Origin of the sequence: Kitasatospora sp. NPDC127111, assembly GCF_042677465.1 — a bacterium.
GTDB lineage: Bacteria > Actinomycetota > Actinomycetes > Streptomycetales > Streptomycetaceae > Kitasatospora.
Genome location: NZ_JBHXTG010000069.1, coordinates 34,494 through 50,056 on the forward strand (window position 1 = coordinate 34,494; position 15,563 = coordinate 50,056).

The following is a 15,563-nucleotide window of genomic DNA, read 5'->3' on the forward strand; positions in this document are numbered from 1 at the left end:
GGAGGATCCGGGGCCGCCTTCGCCGTCTGGCGGACTAGCTGAACGAGTCGCCGCAGGCGCAGGAGCCGGTGGCGTTCGGGTTGTCGATCGTGAAGCCCTGCTTCTCGATGGTGTCCACGAAGTCGACGGTGGCGCCGCCCAGGTACGGGGCGCTCATGCGGTCGGTGACGACCTTGACGCCGTTGAAGTCCTTGACCACGTCGCCGTCGAGCGAGCGCTCGTCGAAGAACAGCTGGTAACGCAGGCCCGAGCAGCCGCCGGGCTGGACGGCGACGCGCAGCGCGAGGTCGTCGCGGCCCTCCTGCTCCAGCAGGCCCTTGACCTTGGCCGCGGCGGCATCGGTGAGGAGGATGCCACTCTCGACGGTGGTCTCGTCCTGGACGGTCATCTGCTTTCTCCCGGTCTTGACGACGGTCTGCCGCCAGTGCCAACCAACCCCCGTCCGGATTCATTTCCCGGACGGCTGATGTCTTTCGGTGGTCCTCTGCGGCGGAATTTCCGTGGGCCGGGTGTGCCACCCGCTTCCCATACGTTCCCCATGCTCGCACAACCGGCGACGGGTCGGGCACCGCGCGGCCCGCCGATCCGCAGGAACCGGCCCCGCGCGGGCGTCGGGGCGGCCAGGATGAGGGCATGCTCCTGCGACCGGTCAGGGACACCGCCGCCGACGCGGAGGCCGTCCAGCTCATCGCCCGCGACGCGTTCGCCTCGCTCCCCGACACCCGTCCTCCGGACGCCCGGCCCCCCGACGGACCGCCCCCGCCGCCCGTCCACCAGCTGGCCCGGACGAGGCACCTGGCGCGCACCGATCCGGAGGGCTGCTGGCTGGCCGAGCTGGACGGCGAGCCGGTCGGCGCGGTGCTCTCGCTGCGCCGCGAGGGGGTCTGGGTGCTGGCGCTGCTCGTGGTGCTGCCGCGGGTGCAGGGCAAGGGGGTGGGCCGGCTGCTGCTGGAGCGGGCCGCGGCGCACGGGCGCGGCTGCCTGCGCGGGATGCTGTGCGCCTCGCCGTCCCCGGCCGCGGTCCGCCGGTACCGGCTGGCCGGGTTCACCCTGTACCCGGTGATGCGGCTGAGCGGGCGGGTGGACCGGTCCGGGCTGGTCGATCCGGGGGACATTCCGGTGCACGCGGGCAACGGCACCCACCGGCACCTGCTGGACTCGGTGGACCGGCGGCTGCGCGGCGCCGCCCACGGCCCGGACCACGAGCTGCTGCTCGCCCACTGCGAGGAACTGCTGGTCGCCGACGCGCTGGCGGGCAGCGGCTACTGCTACCGGGACGGCGGCAAGGTGCGGCTGCTGGCGGCCACGTCGAAGCGGATCGCCGCCCGGCTGCTGCGCGAGGCCCTGGCCCGGGTCCCGGAGGGCGCGGAGGCGCGGGTGGAGGCCCTGACCGCCGAGCAGGAATGGGCGCTGGACGTCGGGCTGGAGGTCGGCCTGACCGTGGGGACCGGCGGCTACCTGGGGCTGCGCGGGATGCGCCCGCCGGCGCCGTACCTGCCGAACCCGGCGCTGCTGTAGGAACGGCGAAGTCCCCGCCGGGGCCCGGCGGGGACTTCGTTCGACGGACCGGTCGCCCGGACCGGTCAGACCATGGTGTCCAGGATCTCCCGGACCATCTCCATGGTGGTGCCCGGGTGCAGGAAGGCGAAGCGGGCGACCGTCTCGCCGTCCCAGCCGGTCGGGGTGACGAAGCCGATCTGGTCCGCGAGCAGCTGCTGCGACCAGCGGTAGTAGTCGTCGTTGGTCCAGCCGGTGCGGCGGAAGCAGACCGCGGAGAGCTGCGGGTCGAACAGCAGCTCCAGGTGCTCGGTGTCGCGGATCAGCTGGGCGGTGTCCCGGGCCAGCGCGAGGCCGGTCTCGATGGCGTCGGTGTACGCCTGGGTGCCGTGCACGGCCAGCGAGAACCAGAGCGGCAGGCCGCGGGCGCGCCGGGTCAGGTGGTAGGCGTAGTCGGTGGGGTTCCACTCGTCGCCCTCGGTGTGCAGCACGTCCAGGTAGGAGGCGTCCTGGGTGTGCACGGCGCGGGCCAGCTGCGGGTTGCGGTAGATCAGCGCGGCGCAGTCGAACGGGGCGAACAGCCACTTGTGCGGGTCCACCACGAACGAGTCGGCGTGCTCGATGCCGTTGTAGCGGGCCCGGACGGAGGGGGCGAAGAGGCCCGCGCCGCCGTAGGCGCCGTCCACGTGGAACCACATGCCGCGCTCGCGGGCGACCTCGGAGAGGCCCTGCAGGTCGTCGACGATGCCCTCGTTGGTGGTGCCGGCGGTGCCGACGACGGCGATCACCGTCTCCGGGTTCGGGTCGGCGGCCAGCGCGGCGCGCAGCGCCTCGCCGGTGAACTGCCGGTTGACGGTCGGGACCTTGAAGGCCTCGACGCCGATGATGTTGAAGGTGTTCTTGACCGAGGAGTGCACCTGGTCGGCGACGGCGATCCGCAGCCGGGCCTCCGGACCGACGCCCAGCTTGCGGCGGGCCGTGTCGCGGGCGACCACCAGGGCGGACAGGTTGCCGGCCGAGCCCCCGGAGACGAAGGTGCCGCCGGCCGTCTCGGGCAGGCCCGCGCGGTCGGCTATCAGGCGCAGCACCTGGTTCTCGGCGGCGATGGCGCCGGCCGCCTCCAGCCAGGAGATGCCCTGGAGCGAGGCGCAGGAGACGACCATGTCGAAGAGCAGCGCGGCCTTGGTCGGGGCGCACGGGATGAACGACAGGTAGCGCGGGCTGTCGGCGGAGATCACGGCGCGGGAGAGCTCGTGGTCGTACAGCTTGAGGACGTCGGCGGGGTTGTTGCCGTCCGGGTTCAGCAGGCCGGCCAGCTGGGCGCGCAGGTGCTCGCCGTCACCGGGGTGGTCGAGCGGCACGGGGTCGTACTGCAGCCGCTCCCGCATGTAGTCGAAAACCAGGTCGACCAGTTCGTTGTCGGGCCGGTGCATGCGGTCGGGGGCTGCGGACACGGGGTCCCTCTCGGCTGTGGGGTGCGGGGGGAAGGCCGGCGGCGCGGGGCGTTTCACCGCGGTGCCGGACGTCCTTCAGCCTAGGCAGGGGGGAGCCGCCGCCGCGCGTCGGAACGCGGCCGGTCAGGCAGGTTTCGGGCGTTTTCGGCGGGCCCCGCGCAGGATTCCTGCGCGACGGCGGACGGCGGCCGTCCGGGGGTCAGCCGATGAGTTGGGAGAGGACCACCGAGGAGCGGCTGCGCTGGACGCCGGGCTCGCGGCGGATCCGCTCGATGACGGCCTCCAGGTGCCGCATGTCGGCCGCTCGCAGGTGGACCAGGGCGTCCGGGTCGCCGGTGACCGTCCAGGCCGCGACCACCTCGGGGAACTGCCGCAGGCTGGCCAGGATCTCCTCGGGGGCGGTCCGCTCGCGGCAGTAGACCTCCACGAACGCCTCGGTCTGCCAGCCGAGCACCGAGGGGTCGAGGACGACGGTGAAGCCGCGGACGATCCCGCGCGCCCGCAGCCGGTCGATCCGCCGGCGCACGGCGGTGGCCGAGAGGTTCACCTGGAGGCCGATCTCGGCGTAGGAGGCGCGGCCGTCGCTGCCGAGCCGGGCGAGCAGGAGCCGGTCGGTCTCGTCCAGGTCGGCCCCGACCGTCTCGTGCGCTCGGCTGCTGCTCATCGGTGCGGGGCTCCACTGGTCGTTCGGGATCGGCGGGGACGGCGGCCGCCGAAACGGTTCGGCACCATTCTGGCCGATGACAGGACCGAGTCCACTGCTGGCAGATGACGGCTTCGAGGCCGCGGGGGGCACGTCCGTCCACGGCCCGCCGGGGCGGCGGGCCGTGCGGTCCAGCCATACCCGGCCGCACGCGGATATCGATCCGGCCACGCCCGGAAGCATCCGATGTGGCGAGCGGTTCTCGTCACATCGACAGGATGGCCATCGTCAGTCTGACGCTAACCGGTTATCATAGATAGCGTCAGATAGACGAGAAGGCTGCACCGACTGATCGGCCGCACAGAAGGGCACCCGCCCGTGACCACCACCATCACCGAGACCTACGGCGTCGACCCCACCCCGACGCCGCTCGCTCTGCTGCTGCTCGGCCGGGAGGCCGACCCGAACAGCGAGCGCGGCGTCGAGTGTCCCGGCGACCTCCCGCCCGCCTCCGACCCGAACCTCGTCGAGCGGGCCCGGGCGGCCAAGGCCGCGCTCGGCGACCGCGTCTTCATCCTGGGCCACCACTACCAGCGTGACGAGGTGATCGAGTTCGCCGACGTCACCGGCGACTCCTTCAAGCTCGCCCGGGACGCGGCGGCCCGCCCGGAGGCCGAGTACATCGTCTTCTGCGGCGTGCACTTCATGGCCGAGTCCGCGGACATCCTCACCACCGACGCCCAGCAGGTCGTCCTCCCCGACCTCGCGGCCGGCTGCTCGATGGCCGACATGGCCACCGCCGAGCAGGTCGCCGAGTGCTGGGACGTGCTGACCGACGCCGGCATAGCCGACGTGACCGTCCCGGTCTCGTACATGAACTCCTCGGCCGACATCAAGGCCTTCACCGGCCGGCACGGCGGCACCATCTGCACCTCCTCCAACGCCAAGCGGGCGCTGGAGTGGGCCTTCGAGCAGGGGCAGAAGGTGCTGTTCCTGCCCGACCAGCACCTCGGCCGCAACACCGCGGTCCGCGAGATGGGCTTCTCGCTGGACGACTGCGTGCTCTACAACCCGCACAAGCCGAACGGCGGCCTGACCGCCGAGCAGCTGCGGGACGCCAAGATGATCCTCTGGCGCGGCCACTGCTCGGTGCACGGCCGGTTCTCGCTGGACTCGGTGAACGACGTCCGCGAGCGCATCCCGGGCGTCACCGTGCTGGTGCACCCGGAGTGCAAGCACGAGGTCGTCGCGGCCGCCGACATGGTCGGCTCGACCGAGTACATCATCAAGGCGCTGGACGCCGCCGAGCCCGGCTCCAAGTGGGCCATCGGCACCGAGCTGAACCTGGTCCGCCGCCTCGCCAAGGCGCACCCGGACAAGGAGATCGTCTTCCTGGACCGGGCGGTCTGCTTCTGCTCCACCATGAACCGGATCGACCTGCCGCACCTGGTCTGGGCGCTGGAGTCGCTGGTCGAGGGCCGGGTGCCGAACGTGATCACCGTCGACCCGGAGACCGAGAAGTACGCCAAGGCGGCGCTGGACCGGATGCTGGCCCTGCCGTAGCCCGGCGCCGGCCGCGCGCCGCAGGCCCGCGCACCGAAAGGGCGGGCCCCTCCGTGGTGGAGGGGCCCGCCCTTTCGTGTCGCGTCTGGCGTCCGGTGCGAGACGGCGGCTAGTCGTACTCGGGGATGCCGGGGATCAGGCCGTCACCCTCGGTCCGCAGCAGCTGCCGGACCTCGTCGATCGTCGCATCGGCATCCGGGAGGATCAGGTCGGACGGCTCCAGCGAGTCGTCCGCCAGCGGGGTGCCGAACTGCTTCACCGCGCCCAGCAGCTCACCGAGCGCCAGGCGGAAGCGGCCTTCGTCCCCCGACTCGAGTGCGCCGAGGAGCTCCTCGTCCAGCTCGTTGAGCCGGTTCAGATGGGCGTCGCCCACCTCGAACTGGCCCTCCCCCATGACCCTCATGATCATGCCGTGCGTCTCCCTGGTTCGTCGGGTGAAGCTCAGATCACTTGTTGTAGTTGATCCGCGGGGTGTCCTGCTGCTGCGGGGCGTCCTGCGGCCTGCCCTGCTCGATGGCCTGCGGACCGGAGGCCGGGGAGCCGCCCGTCAGCTCGGCCTTCATCCGGGCCAGCTCCAGCTCGACGTCCGAGCCGCCGGCCACCCGCTCCAGCTCCGCCTCGATGTCGTCCTTGCGGCCGAGCCCGCTGGCGTCGTCGAGCGCGCCGGAGGCCAGCAGCTCGTCGATCGCGCCCGCGCGGGCCTGCATCTGCGCGGTCTTGTCCTCGGCCCGCTGGATCGCCAGGCCGACGTCACCCATCTCCTCCGAGATGCCCGAGAACGACTCGGCGATCCGGGTCTGCGCCTGGGCCGCGGTGTAGGTGGCCTTGATGGTCTCCTTCTTGGTGCGGAAGGCGTCCACCTTGGCCTGCAGCCGCTGGGAGGCCAGCGTGAGCTTCTCCTCCTCGGCCTGGAGCTGCTGGTACTGCGTCTCCAGGTCGGTGATCTGGGACTGCATGTTCGCCTTGCGGGTCAGCGCCTCGCGCGCGAGGTCCTCCCGGCCGAGCGAGAGCGCCTTGCGGCCCTGGTCCTCGTACTTCGCGGACTGCTGCTGGAGCTGGGTCAGCTGGAGTTCCAGGCGCTTGCGCGAGGTGGCCACGTCCGCGACGCCACGACGCACCTTCTGCAGCAGCTCCAGCTGCTTCTGGTACGAATAGTCGAGCGTCTCACGCGGATCCTCCGCCCGGTCCAAGGCCTTGTTCGCCTTGGAGCGGAAGATCAGCCCCATACGCTTCATGATTCCGTCGCTCATGGGCCTCGGGTGCCCCCTTCTCCGGCCTGCGGTCTCTATCTCGTTCTCGTTACCAGACACGACGAGTGTATGTGCAGCGAGCCCGTCGCCGCAGTGCACCTGCCTGCAACAAGACTGCTACAGCGACCCGGCTCCGGCCTCATCCCCGGGGTGGATCCGCCCCTCATCCCCCTCCGCCTCCCCCGGACCGATCCCCTACGGGACCACCCCCGGAAACCCGGCACCCGTCCCGCCCGTCGCGATCGATATGCGTTTGGGTCCAACGGCACCCGGAGAAGCGGTCGCGCACCCCGTACGCTGGTGGTGTGTTCCGACGCCGTTCAGATGATGCCGCCGCCTCCGCCGCCGTGCTGGAGAAGCAGGACGAGACGACCCAGCCCCGCGACCCGCAGGCGAAGAAGGGCCGCCCCACGCCCAAGCGCAGTGAGGCCGAGGCCAACCGGCGTACCCGGGTGACCGTGCCCAAGGACCGCAAGGAGGCCTCCCGCCAGGCCCGCGAGCGGATGCGCGCCGAGCGGGAGAAGCAGCGCACCGCGCTGCTCGAGGGCGACGAGCGCCACCTCCCGGCCCGCGACAAGGGCCCGGTGCGCAAGTTCACCCGCGACTACGTGGACGCCCGCTGGTCGCTCGCCGAGTTCTTCCTGCCCGCCGCGGTGGTCATCCTGGTCCTCAGCATCGTGAAGGTGCCGGCCCTCCAGCTGCTCTCCACCGTCCTCTTCCTGCTCTTCTTCGTGCTGGTGATCCTGGACTTCGTCCGCCTCGGCCTCGGTCTGCGCAAGCAGCTCGCCGAGCGCTTCGCCGGCCAGAACACCCGCGGCGCGGTCGCCTACGGCCTGATGCGCATCCTGCAGATGCGCCGGCTGCGGCTGCCCAAGCCGCAGGTGCGGCGCGGGGAGAAGCCCTGACCGCCGAACCGGTGGACTCCGGCTGGGCCCCTCCGGCATGGGAGGGGCCCGGCCTGTACGCGCTGCCGGGCCAGGGCGACGGCGGCCACGACCGGATCGCCCAGGACCGCCGGCTGCCCTCGCGCAGCGGCTCCTTCGCCGGCGGCACCGGCCCGTGGCTGGACCGCCTCGGCGGCCTGCGCAACCTCGTGCGGCAGGAGCTGGTCGCCCGGCAGCTGGCCGAGCAGCTGGCCGGCCGCACCGCGCAGCGCGTCCTCGACATCGGCTGCGGCCAGGGGACCCAGGCGCTGCGCCTGGCCCGGGCCGGCCACTACGTCACCGGCATCGACTCCGACCCGGTCGCGCTCGGCGTCGCCCAGGGGGCACTGGCCGAGGAACCGGCCGAGGTCCGCGGCCGGCTCCAGCTGCTCAGCGGCGACGGCCACCAGTGCGGGCGCTGGTTCGGGCCGCGCAGCTTCGACGTCGTGCTCTGCCACGGCGTCCTGATGTACCTGCCCGACCCGGACCCGATGATCGCCTCGCTGGCCCGGCTGCTGGCCCCCGGCGGGCTGCTCTCCCTGCTGGTCCGCAACCGCGACGCGCTGGCCCTGCGGCCCGCCGCCGCCGGGGACTGGCGGGCCGCCCTGCACGCCTTCGAGAGCGACCGCTACTACAACCGGCTCGGGCTGGCGGCCCGGGCCGACCGGCTCGCCGACCTCGCCGTCACCCTCTCCGAGGTGTCCGTGCCGCTGAAGCACTGGTACGGCGTCCGGGTCTTCACCGACAACGCGCCCGACGACGCGGCTCCGCCGGTGGACGGGCGGCAGCTGGCCCAGCTGCTCGAGGCCGAGGAGCGGGCCGGCCGCACCGACCCGTACCGGCAGGTGGCCGCGCTGCTGCACGTGTTCGGGGCCAAGTAGCCCCGGGCCCTCCGGGGGCTCCGGGCACCCCGCGCGGACTCAGGCCTCGTGCAGGCTCATCGAGTAGATCTCCCGGCCGTCGTCGAGCAGGACCGCGGCGTCCACGCCGTCCTCGACCAGCTGCTTCCAGGTCTCCCCGATCCACGTCTCGGCGTCCCCCTGGCCGGCGAACTCCTCCTGGCCGTCCGCGGGGGGCACCACGGTGCCGTCCGCCTTCTCGTACCGCCACGTCCAGACCATCCCCGGCTCCTCCCGATGTGCTGCGCCGTCCCGGCCGCCCTGTACTGCCCTGTGTGCTGCGCACCTTAGCCTGCCCGGTGGGATCTTCCGTATGCCTCGTCGGGCAGGATGGGCCGTATGGCACCCGTTCCCGCACTCCCCCGCACGCTGGTCCTCGGCGGCGCGCGTTCCGGCAAGTCCACCAAGGCCGAGCAGCTGCTCGCCCGGTACGAGGACGTGCTGTACGTGGCCACCGGCGGCACCCGCGACGGCGACGCCGACTGGGCGCAGCGGGTCGCGCTGCACCGCGAGCGGCGGCCGGCGAGCTGGCGGACCGCCGAGACCTGCGACCTGGAGGCCGTGCTGGCCGACGAGCAGGACCGGGCGCCGGTGCTGATCGACTGTCTGGCGCTCTGGCTCACCGCCGTGATGGACGAGTGCGGCGCCTGGGACGACGCGGTGTGGGCGGACGGCGGCGAGGCGGCGGTGCGGGACCGGTGCGCGGCGCTCGCCACGGCCTGGGCCGGGACGGGCCGTCAGGTGGTCGCGGTCAGCAACGAGGTCGGGATGGGCGTCGTCCCGGCGACCGCCTCCGGCCGCCGGTTCCGGGACACGCTCGGACGGCTCAACATGGCCGTGGCGGACGCCTCGGAGCGTGTGCTGCTGGTGGTGGCGGGGCAGGTTCTGCGCGTCAAGCCCGCCGCGGGCTGAACAACCGCGGCGTGTAGCCTTCCCACCGATGGACACGACCGTGGATCTCGATACCTTCTCCTCCCTCGTCGAGCGCCCCGACGAGAGCGCCCGACGGGCCGCCGAGGAACGCTGGCAGACGCTGGACCGCCCGCGCGGCGGGCTCGGCCGGCTGGAGGAACTGGGCAGCTGGCTGTCGTCCGTGCAGGGACGCTCCCCGGTGCGGCCGCTGGCCGCGCCCAAGGTGCTGCTGTTCGCCGCCGACCACGGGGTGGCTTCGCTCGGCGTGTCCCGGCTGCCCGCGCGGGGCGGCACGGCGGCCCGGGTCCGGGCGGTCCTGGACGGCACCGCGCCGGTCTCGCTGCTCGCCCGGCGGTTCGGCGCCGAGGTGCGGGTGGTGGACGTCGCGGTGGACGCGGACCCGTCGGACTTCCCCGACGAGGTGGTCGCCCACCGGGTGCGGCGCGGCTCCGGCCGGATCGACACCGAGGACGCGCTGACGCCGGAGGAGACCGTCAAGGCGTTCCGGGCCGGGATGGCCGTCGCCGACGAGGAGGCCGACGCCGGCACCGACCTGGTGGTCCTGGGCGACCTCGGGGTCGGCTCGACCACGGTGGCGGCGGTGCTGGTCGGCGCGCTCTGCGGGACGGACGCGGCCGCGGTGACCGGGCGCGGCTCGGGCATCGACGACAAGGTGTGGATGGTCAAGTGCGCGACCGTCCGGGACTCGCTGCGGCGGGCCCGGCCGGTGCTCGGCGACCAGCTGGCGCTGCTCGGCGCCACCGGCGGCGCGGACTTCGCGGCGATCACCGGCTTCCTGCTGCAGGCCGCGGTGCGCAAGCTGCCGGTCGTGCTGGACGGTGTCGTGTCGGCGGCCTGCGCGCTGGTCGCGCAGCGGATCGCGTTCCGGGCGCCGGAGTGGTGGCGGGCCGGCCAGTCCAGCGGCGAGCCCGCCCAGGCGAAGGCGTACGACCGGCTGACCCTGTCGCCGCTGCAGGAGCAGGGGATCACCATGGGCGAGGGCGTCGGCGCGCTGATGGCGCTGCCGCTGCTGCAGGCCGCCTCGGACGCGCTGGCCGAGCACGCGCCCGCGCCGGTCGGGCCGCCGGTGCCGAAGGAGCAGCCGAAGCTGCCGTCGGCGGCGGAGCTGCTGGGGCGTGTCTGACGATTCCGGCCGGGCCGGCTGGGGCGACGGGCTGCGGTTCGGGTTCGGGACGCTGTCCGTCCTGCGGGTGCGGGTCGAGCGCTGGGACCGCGCGGCGGCGGGGCGGGCGATGGCGGCCGCGCCGGTGGTCGGGCTGGTGCTCGGCGCGCTCGCGGCCGCTGCCGGGTCGCTGCTGGCCTGGCGGGCGGGCGGACTGCCCGGCGCGGTGGCGGCGGTCGCGGCGCTGGCCGCGCTGACCCGGGGGCTGCACCTCGACGGGCTGGCCGACGTCGCCGACGGCCTGGGCAGCGGCAAGCCGGCCGAGGACGCGCTGCGCATCATGAAGCAGTCCGACATCGGCCCGTTCGGCGTACTGACCCTGGTCCTCGTCCTGTTCGCCCAGATCTCCGTGCTCGCCGGACAGTTCGACGCCTCGACGGTCCGCGGCGCGCTCGCGGTGCTGGCCTCGGCGACGGCCGCGCGGTGCGCGCTCGCCCTGGGGTGCCTGCGGTCGGTGCCGGCCGCCCGGCCGGGCGGGCTGGGGGCGGTGGTCGCGGGCACGGTCTCCCCGGCCGCGGCGGCCGCGGCCACGGCCGGCCCGGTACTGCTGTTCGCGGCCCTCGGCGCGCTTGACGGCTGGTCAGCCCTCCGGCTGCCGGTGGCCGTTGCGGCCGGCCTCGGCTGCGCCTGGCTGCTGCTGCGGCGCTGCGTGCGGCGGCTGGACGGGATCACCGGGGACGTCCTCGGCGCGATGGCGGAGACCGCCGCGACCGGCACCCTGGTGGCACTCGCCCTGCTGGGCTGATCCATACCCGCGAGCCCCGCCCCGCACGTTGGGACACCGGGCGGCGCGTGATCCCAGCATGCGGACTACCATGCGGGGAGCACCGCAGCCCTGCACCGTCGCAGGTCCTGCCCGGCCGGCGCCTGCCGAGGAGCCGGGGCCCCTGATGTGTGCGGCCGCCACGAGCGGCGACGCACGCTCCAGGGGCTCCGGACCCGGCTCGTACCCGGGGGGAGGCCCCGCGGCGATGGCGGGCTGCGCCGGTGCGGCAGCCGGCCGCGACCGGCCGTGGACGCGAAAGAACAGGACGCATTACGTGACTGCATTGTCTGTGAGCACCTCCTCCGCCGCCTCGCTGCGCGCGGACGCCCTGGTGATCGGTGTCGCGAAGGGCCCGAAGGGCATTGTGCTGGCCCCCGGCGCCGAGGCCGTGAGCGAGGCGTTCGAGGGCAAGCTGGCCGAGGTCCTCACCACCCTGGGCGCCACCGGCGCCGAGGGCGAGGCCGTCAAGGTGCCCTCCCCCGCCGGCCTGAAGGCCGCGCTCGTCCTCGCGGTCGGCCTCGGCGACGCCGCCGACGGCGGTTACGAGGCGGAGGCGCTGCGGCGCGCCGCCGGTGTCGCCGCCCGCACCCTGGCCGGCAGCAAGAAGGCCGCGCTGGTACTGCCGGCCGAGTCCGCCGACGAGGTCGAGGCGGTCGCGCTGGGCGGTCTGCTCGGCTCCTACGCCTTCGGCACCTACAAGGGCAACGGCAACGGCAAGGAGCCGGTCGGCGAGCTGGTCCTGCTGGCCACCCGCAAGGGCAGCAAGGAGGCCAAGGCCGCGGTCGAGCGCGCCGTTGTCGTCGGCGAGGAGATGAACCGGGCCCGCGACCTGGTCAACACCGCCCCGAACGACCTGAACCCGAAGGGCTTCGCCGCGATCGCCCAGGCGGCCGGCAAGGAGCACGGCCTCAAGGTCGAGGTGCTGGACGAGAAGGCGCTGCTCAAGGGCGGCTACGGCGGCCTGCTGGGCGTCGGCAACGGCTCGGTCAACCCGCCGCGGCTGGTGAAGGTGGCCTACACCCACCCGAAGGCCAAGGCCAGCCTGGCGTTCGTCGGCAAGGGCATCACCTACGACTCGGGCGGCATCTCGCTGAAGCCGGCCGGCCACAACGAGACGATGAAGTGCGACATGGCCGGCGCCGCCGCCGTGTTCGCCGCCGTCGTCGCCGCCAAGCGCCTCGGGCTGCAGGTCAACGTCACCGCCTGGCTGGCGCTGGCCGAGAACATGCCGTCCGGCTCGGCGACCCGCCCGGGTGACGTGCTGAAGATGTACGGCGGCAAGACCGTCGAGGTGCTGAACACCGACGCCGAGGGCCGCCTGGTGCTGGCCGACGCCATCGTGCGGGCCGGCGAGGAGAACCCGGACGTGATCGTCGACGTCGCGACGCTGACCGGCGCGATGATGCTGGCGCTCGGCGCCCGCACCTTCGGCGTGATGGCCAACAACGACGAGCTGCGCGAGACGCTGCACACCGTCGCGGGCGAGGCCGGCGAGCAGTCCTGGCCGATGCCGCTGCCGGCCGACCTGCGCAAGGGCATGACCGAGTCGACCATCGCCGACCTGGCCAACATGGGCGACCGGATGGGCGGCGGCCTGGTGGCCGGCCTGTTCCTGAAGGAGTTCGTGGCCGAGGGCATCGACTGGGCCCACCTGGACATCGCCGGCCCGGCGTTCCACGAGGGCGCGCCGTACGGCTACACCCCCAAGGGCGGCACCGCGACCGCGGTGCGCACCCTGGTCCGCTTCGCCGAGCGGACCGCGGCGGGCGACAAGGCCTGATCCGGGTCGCCGACACGGGCTGCGGAACGGACGGGGTCCGGCGCTGGTGCGCCGGGCCCCGTCCGGCTTCGCGGACCCGGACGAGCCGGGCACCGCTGTTACCTGCGAGTAAGGAACGGGCGCCCGTCCCGCACCCCTGTTCGCTGCGGGCGAAACTTTGTTCCACACTGTGGAACCCGCCCGGTGCCGGACCGCCCGGAGCACCCTCCCCGGCACTGTCAACCCCGCTCTGAGCTGCGATGATGCCCTTCCGCCAGGGGTGCACCCACCCCGGTGACCACCCCGTGGGACACCCCTGGGGTGGACCCGGACATCAGCCACCGTGAACAAGTGCGAAGATGTATTTCCGGCACGACTGGGCGCCCCACAAAGGCTTCCGACCCACCGGACCGCGACCGGCCCGGCGACCCACCCCATTGCATGGAGGACGTGACGTGGCGAACGACGCCAGCACCGTTTTCGACGTAGTCATTCTCGGAGGCGGAAGCGGCGGTTACGCCGCGGCGCTCCGCGCCGCTCAGCTGGGCCTGAGCGTTGCCCTGGTCGAGAAGGGTGAGCTGGGCGGCACCTGCCTGCACCGCGGCTGCATCCCGACCAAGGCGCTGCTGCACGCCGCCGAGATCGCGGACGAGACGAAGGAGGCCGCCGAGTTCGGCGTGCTGGCCACCTTCCAGGGCATCGACATCAACGGCGTCCACAAGTACAAGGACGACGTCATCGCCGGCCTGTACAAGGGTCTGCAGGGCCTGGTGGCCTCCCGCAAGGTGACCTTCATCCAGGGCGAGGGCAAGCTCTCCTCGCAGACCTCGGTGGACGTCAACGGCCAGCGCATCGAGGGCCGCCACATCATCCTGGCCACCGGCTCCGTGCCCCGCTCGATCCCGGGCCTGGAGATCGACGGCGACCGCGTGATCTCCTCCGACCACGCCCTGAAGCTCGACCGCATCCCGAAGTCGGCCGTCATCCTCGGCGGCGGCGTGATCGGCGTCGAGTTCGCCTCGGTCTGGAAGTCCTTCGGCGTCGAGGTCACCATCGTCGAGGCCCTGCCGCACCTGGTGCCGCTGGAGGACGAGAACTCGTCCAAGCTGCTGGAGCGCGCGTTCCGCAAGCGCGGCATCAAGTTCGAGCTGAAGGCCCGCTTCTCCGGCGTCGAGTACACCGAGACCGGTGTCCGCGTCTCCACCGAGAACGGCAAGCAGATCGACGCCGACCTGCTGCTCGTCGCCATCGGCCGCGGCCCGGTCTCGGCCGGCCTGGGCTACGAGGAGAACGGCGTCGCGATGGACCGCGGCTACGTCCTCGTCGACGAGTACATGCGCACCAACGTGCCCACCATCTCCGCCGTCGGCGACCTCGCCCCGACCCTGCAGCTGGCCCACGTCGGCTTCGCCGAGGGCATCCTGGTCGCCGAGCGCCTGGCCGGCCTGAAGCCGGTGCCGATCGACTACGACGGCGTCCCGCGCGTGACCTACTCCAACCCCGAGGTCGCCTCCGTCGGCATCTCCGAGGCCAAGGCCGTCGAGCTGTACGGCAAGGAGAAGGTCGTCACCCTCAAGTACAACCTGGCCGGCAACGGCAAGAGCAAGATCCTGAAGACCGCCGGCGAGATCAAGCTCGTCCAGGTCAAGGACGGCGCCGTGGTCGGCGTCCACATGGTCGGCGCCCGCATGGGCGAGCAGGTCGGCGAGGCGCAGCTGATCTACAACTGGGAGGCGCTGCCGGCCGAGGTCGCCCAGCTCATCCACGCGCACCCGACCCAGTCCGAGGCCCTGGGCGAGGCGCACCTGGCGCTGGCCGGCAAGCCGCTGCACGCGCACGACTGATCGCGCCCCGCAATCCCCCCATTTCCAGTTCGCAAGACTTGATAGGAGTCGCTGAAACCATGGCGGTCTCAGTAACACTGCCCGCGCTGGGCGAGAGCGTTTCCGAGGGCACCGTCACCCGTTGGCTGAAGGCCGAGGGTGAGCGCGTGGAGGTCGACGAGCCCCTGCTGGAGGTGTCGACGGACAAGGTCGACACCGAGATCCCGGCCCCGGCCTCGGGCATCCTGGCCTCGATCAAGGTCGCCGAGGACGAGACCGTCGAGGTCGGCGCCGAGCTGGCGATCATCGACGACGGCTCGGGCGCCCCGGTCGCCGCCCCGGCCCCGGCCGCCGAGGCCGCTCCGGCTCCGGCCGCCGCTCCGGTCGCGGAGGCGCCCGCCGCTGCCGCCCCGGTCGCCGAGGCTCCGGCCGCTCCGGCCGCCCCCGCCGCTCCGGCCGGCGACGCCACCCCGGTCCTGCTGCCCGCCCTGGGCGAGTCGGTCACCGAGGGCACCGTCACCCGCTGGCTGAAGGCCGAGGGTGACACCGTCGAGATCGACGAGCCGCTGCTCGAGGTCTCCACCGACAAGGTCGACACCGAGATCCCGTCGCCGGTCGCCGGCACCCTGGTGAAGATCCTGGTCGGCGAGGACGAGACCGCCGAGGTCGGCGCCCAGCTCGCGCTGATCGGCGCCGCGGGTGCCGCCGTCGCCGCCCCGGCCCCGGCCGCCGCCCCGGCCCCGGCCGCCGCCCCGGCTCCGGTGGCCGCTCCGGCTCCGGCCGCCCCGGCTGCTCCGGCCGCCCCGGCGCCGGCTGCGGCCCCGGCCGCGCCGGTGGCCGCTCCGGCTCCGGTGGCGCCGGCCGCTCCGGCCCCGGTCGCCGCTCCGGCCC

Annotated in this window: 15 protein-coding genes and 1 pseudogene; 10 read left to right on the forward strand and 6 right to left on the reverse strand. The window is 73.4% G+C overall.

The features are described from left to right. Positions 1–34: 34 nt before the first annotated feature. Positions 35–388, reverse strand: coding sequence for an iron-sulfur cluster insertion protein ErpA (gene erpA, locus ACFVHB_RS31550; RefSeq protein WP_238740463.1), 354 nt, complete (start codon positions 386–388; stop codon positions 35–37). Positions 389–633: 245 nt separating this feature from the next. On the opposite strand from erpA, the gene ACFVHB_RS31555 reads away from it, so the two are divergent. Next, the gene (locus ACFVHB_RS31555; protein WP_380329034.1) at positions 634–1,518 is read left to right on the forward strand and encodes a GNAT family N-acetyltransferase; all 885 of its coding nucleotides are present in this window, start codon (positions 634–636) and stop codon (positions 1,516–1,518) included. A gap of 65 nt (positions 1,519–1,583) precedes the next feature. Here ACFVHB_RS31555 and ACFVHB_RS31560 read toward each other — a convergent pair whose 3' ends face one another. After that, positions 1,584–2,951, reverse strand: coding sequence for a pyridoxal phosphate-dependent decarboxylase family protein (locus ACFVHB_RS31560; RefSeq protein WP_380329036.1), 1,368 nt, complete (start codon positions 2,949–2,951; stop codon positions 1,584–1,586). A gap of 199 nt (positions 2,952–3,150) precedes the next feature. Beyond that, complete coding sequence (locus ACFVHB_RS31565; RefSeq protein WP_360190723.1) at positions 3,151–3,615, reverse strand: Lrp/AsnC family transcriptional regulator; 465 nt, start codon at positions 3,613–3,615, stop codon at positions 3,151–3,153. Positions 3,616–3,972: 357 nt separating this feature from the next. On the opposite strand from ACFVHB_RS31565, the gene nadA reads away from it, so the two are divergent. After that, on the forward strand, positions 3,973–5,157 hold the full coding sequence (gene nadA, locus ACFVHB_RS31570) for a quinolinate synthase NadA (RefSeq protein WP_380329038.1): 1,185 nt from the start codon (positions 3,973–3,975) through the stop codon (positions 5,155–5,157). 109 nt (positions 5,158–5,266) lie between these two features. Here the strand turns inward: nadA and ACFVHB_RS31575 are convergent, their stop codons facing one another. Together ACFVHB_RS31575 and ACFVHB_RS31580 are read right to left on the reverse strand one after the other, a co-directional pair. After that, the gene (locus ACFVHB_RS31575) at positions 5,267–5,566 is read right to left on the reverse strand and encodes a hypothetical protein (protein WP_380329040.1); all 300 of its coding nucleotides are present in this window, start codon (positions 5,564–5,566) and stop codon (positions 5,267–5,269) included. Between the two features lie 37 nt (positions 5,567–5,603). After that, complete coding sequence (locus ACFVHB_RS31580) at positions 5,604–6,407, reverse strand: PspA/IM30 family protein (protein WP_380329042.1); 804 nt, start codon at positions 6,405–6,407, stop codon at positions 5,604–5,606. Positions 6,408–6,712: 305 nt separating this feature from the next. Here ACFVHB_RS31580 and ACFVHB_RS31585 point away from each other — a divergent pair, with 305 nt between their 5' ends. Together ACFVHB_RS31585 and ACFVHB_RS31590 are read left to right on the forward strand one after the other, a co-directional pair. Then, positions 6,713–7,312 (forward strand): DUF3043 domain-containing protein, encoded by a 600-nt coding sequence (locus ACFVHB_RS31585; RefSeq protein ID WP_380329044.1) that lies wholly within the window; start codon positions 6,713–6,715, stop codon positions 7,310–7,312. Between the two features lie 188 nt (positions 7,313–7,500). Continuing rightward, positions 7,501–8,211 (forward strand): methyltransferase domain-containing protein, encoded by a 711-nt coding sequence (locus tag ACFVHB_RS31590; protein WP_360190758.1) that lies wholly within the window; start codon positions 7,501–7,503, stop codon positions 8,209–8,211. Positions 8,212–8,250: 39 nt separating this feature from the next. On the opposite strand, the gene ACFVHB_RS31595 is transcribed toward ACFVHB_RS31590, so the two are convergent. Then, the gene (locus tag ACFVHB_RS31595) at positions 8,251–8,451 is read right to left on the reverse strand and encodes a hypothetical protein (RefSeq protein ID WP_380329046.1); all 201 of its coding nucleotides are present in this window, start codon (positions 8,449–8,451) and stop codon (positions 8,251–8,253) included. Positions 8,452–8,559: 108 nt separating this feature from the next. Here ACFVHB_RS31595 and cobU point away from each other — a divergent pair. From cobU to ACFVHB_RS31625, 6 genes and pseudogenes are all read left to right on the forward strand, one after another. Continuing rightward, a pseudogene (cobU, locus tag ACFVHB_RS31600) lies at positions 8,560–9,141 on the forward strand (bifunctional adenosylcobinamide kinase/adenosylcobinamide-phosphate guanylyltransferase); the annotation flags it as partial. 28 nt (positions 9,142–9,169) lie between these two features. Beyond that, positions 9,170–10,285, forward strand: coding sequence for a nicotinate-nucleotide--dimethylbenzimidazole phosphoribosyltransferase (gene cobT / locus ACFVHB_RS31605; protein WP_380329048.1), 1,116 nt, complete (start codon positions 9,170–9,172; stop codon positions 10,283–10,285). Continuing rightward, entirely contained in the window at positions 10,278–11,069 is a 792-nt protein-coding gene (locus tag ACFVHB_RS31610; RefSeq protein ID WP_380329050.1) for an adenosylcobinamide-GDP ribazoletransferase, read from the forward strand. Before cobT ends, ACFVHB_RS31610 begins: the two co-directional genes overlap by 8 nt. Positions 11,070–11,364: 295 nt before the next feature. Then, on the forward strand, positions 11,365–12,870 hold the full coding sequence (locus ACFVHB_RS31615; RefSeq protein WP_380329052.1) for a leucyl aminopeptidase: 1,506 nt from the start codon (positions 11,365–11,367) through the stop codon (positions 12,868–12,870). 434 nt (positions 12,871–13,304) lie between these two features. After that, positions 13,305–14,693, forward strand: a complete 1,389-nt coding sequence (gene lpdA / locus ACFVHB_RS31620; protein WP_380329054.1) for a dihydrolipoyl dehydrogenase — start codon at positions 13,305–13,307, stop codon at positions 14,691–14,693. A gap of 59 nt (positions 14,694–14,752) precedes the next feature. Continuing rightward, on the forward strand, positions 14,753–15,563 hold an 811-nt coding region (locus tag ACFVHB_RS31625; RefSeq protein ID WP_380329056.1), incomplete at its 3' end, for a biotin/lipoyl-containing protein.

Excerpts from the sequence above, each read along its gene's own strand:
- ACFVHB_RS31595 (WP_380329046.1), bottom strand. The coding sequence starts at position 8,451 with ATGGTCTGGACGTGGCGGTACGAGAAGGCGGACGGCACCGTGGTGCCC.
- ACFVHB_RS31555 (WP_380329034.1), top strand. The coding sequence starts at position 634 with ATGCTCCTGCGACCGGTCAGGGACACCGCCGCCGACGCGGAGGCCGTC.
- ACFVHB_RS31565 (WP_360190723.1), bottom strand. The coding sequence starts at position 3,615 with ATGAGCAGCAGCCGAGCGCACGAGACGGTCGGGGCCGACCTGGACGAG.
- cobT (WP_380329048.1), top strand. The coding sequence starts at position 9,170 with ATGGACACGACCGTGGATCTCGATACCTTCTCCTCCCTCGTCGAGCGC.
- ACFVHB_RS31575 (WP_380329040.1), bottom strand. The coding sequence starts at position 5,566 with ATGATCATGAGGGTCATGGGGGAGGGCCAGTTCGAGGTGGGCGACGCC.
- erpA (WP_238740463.1), bottom strand. The coding sequence starts at position 388 with ATGACCGTCCAGGACGAGACCACCGTCGAGAGTGGCATCCTCCTCACC.
- ACFVHB_RS31580 (WP_380329042.1), bottom strand. The coding sequence starts at position 6,407 with ATGAGCGACGGAATCATGAAGCGTATGGGGCTGATCTTCCGCTCCAAG.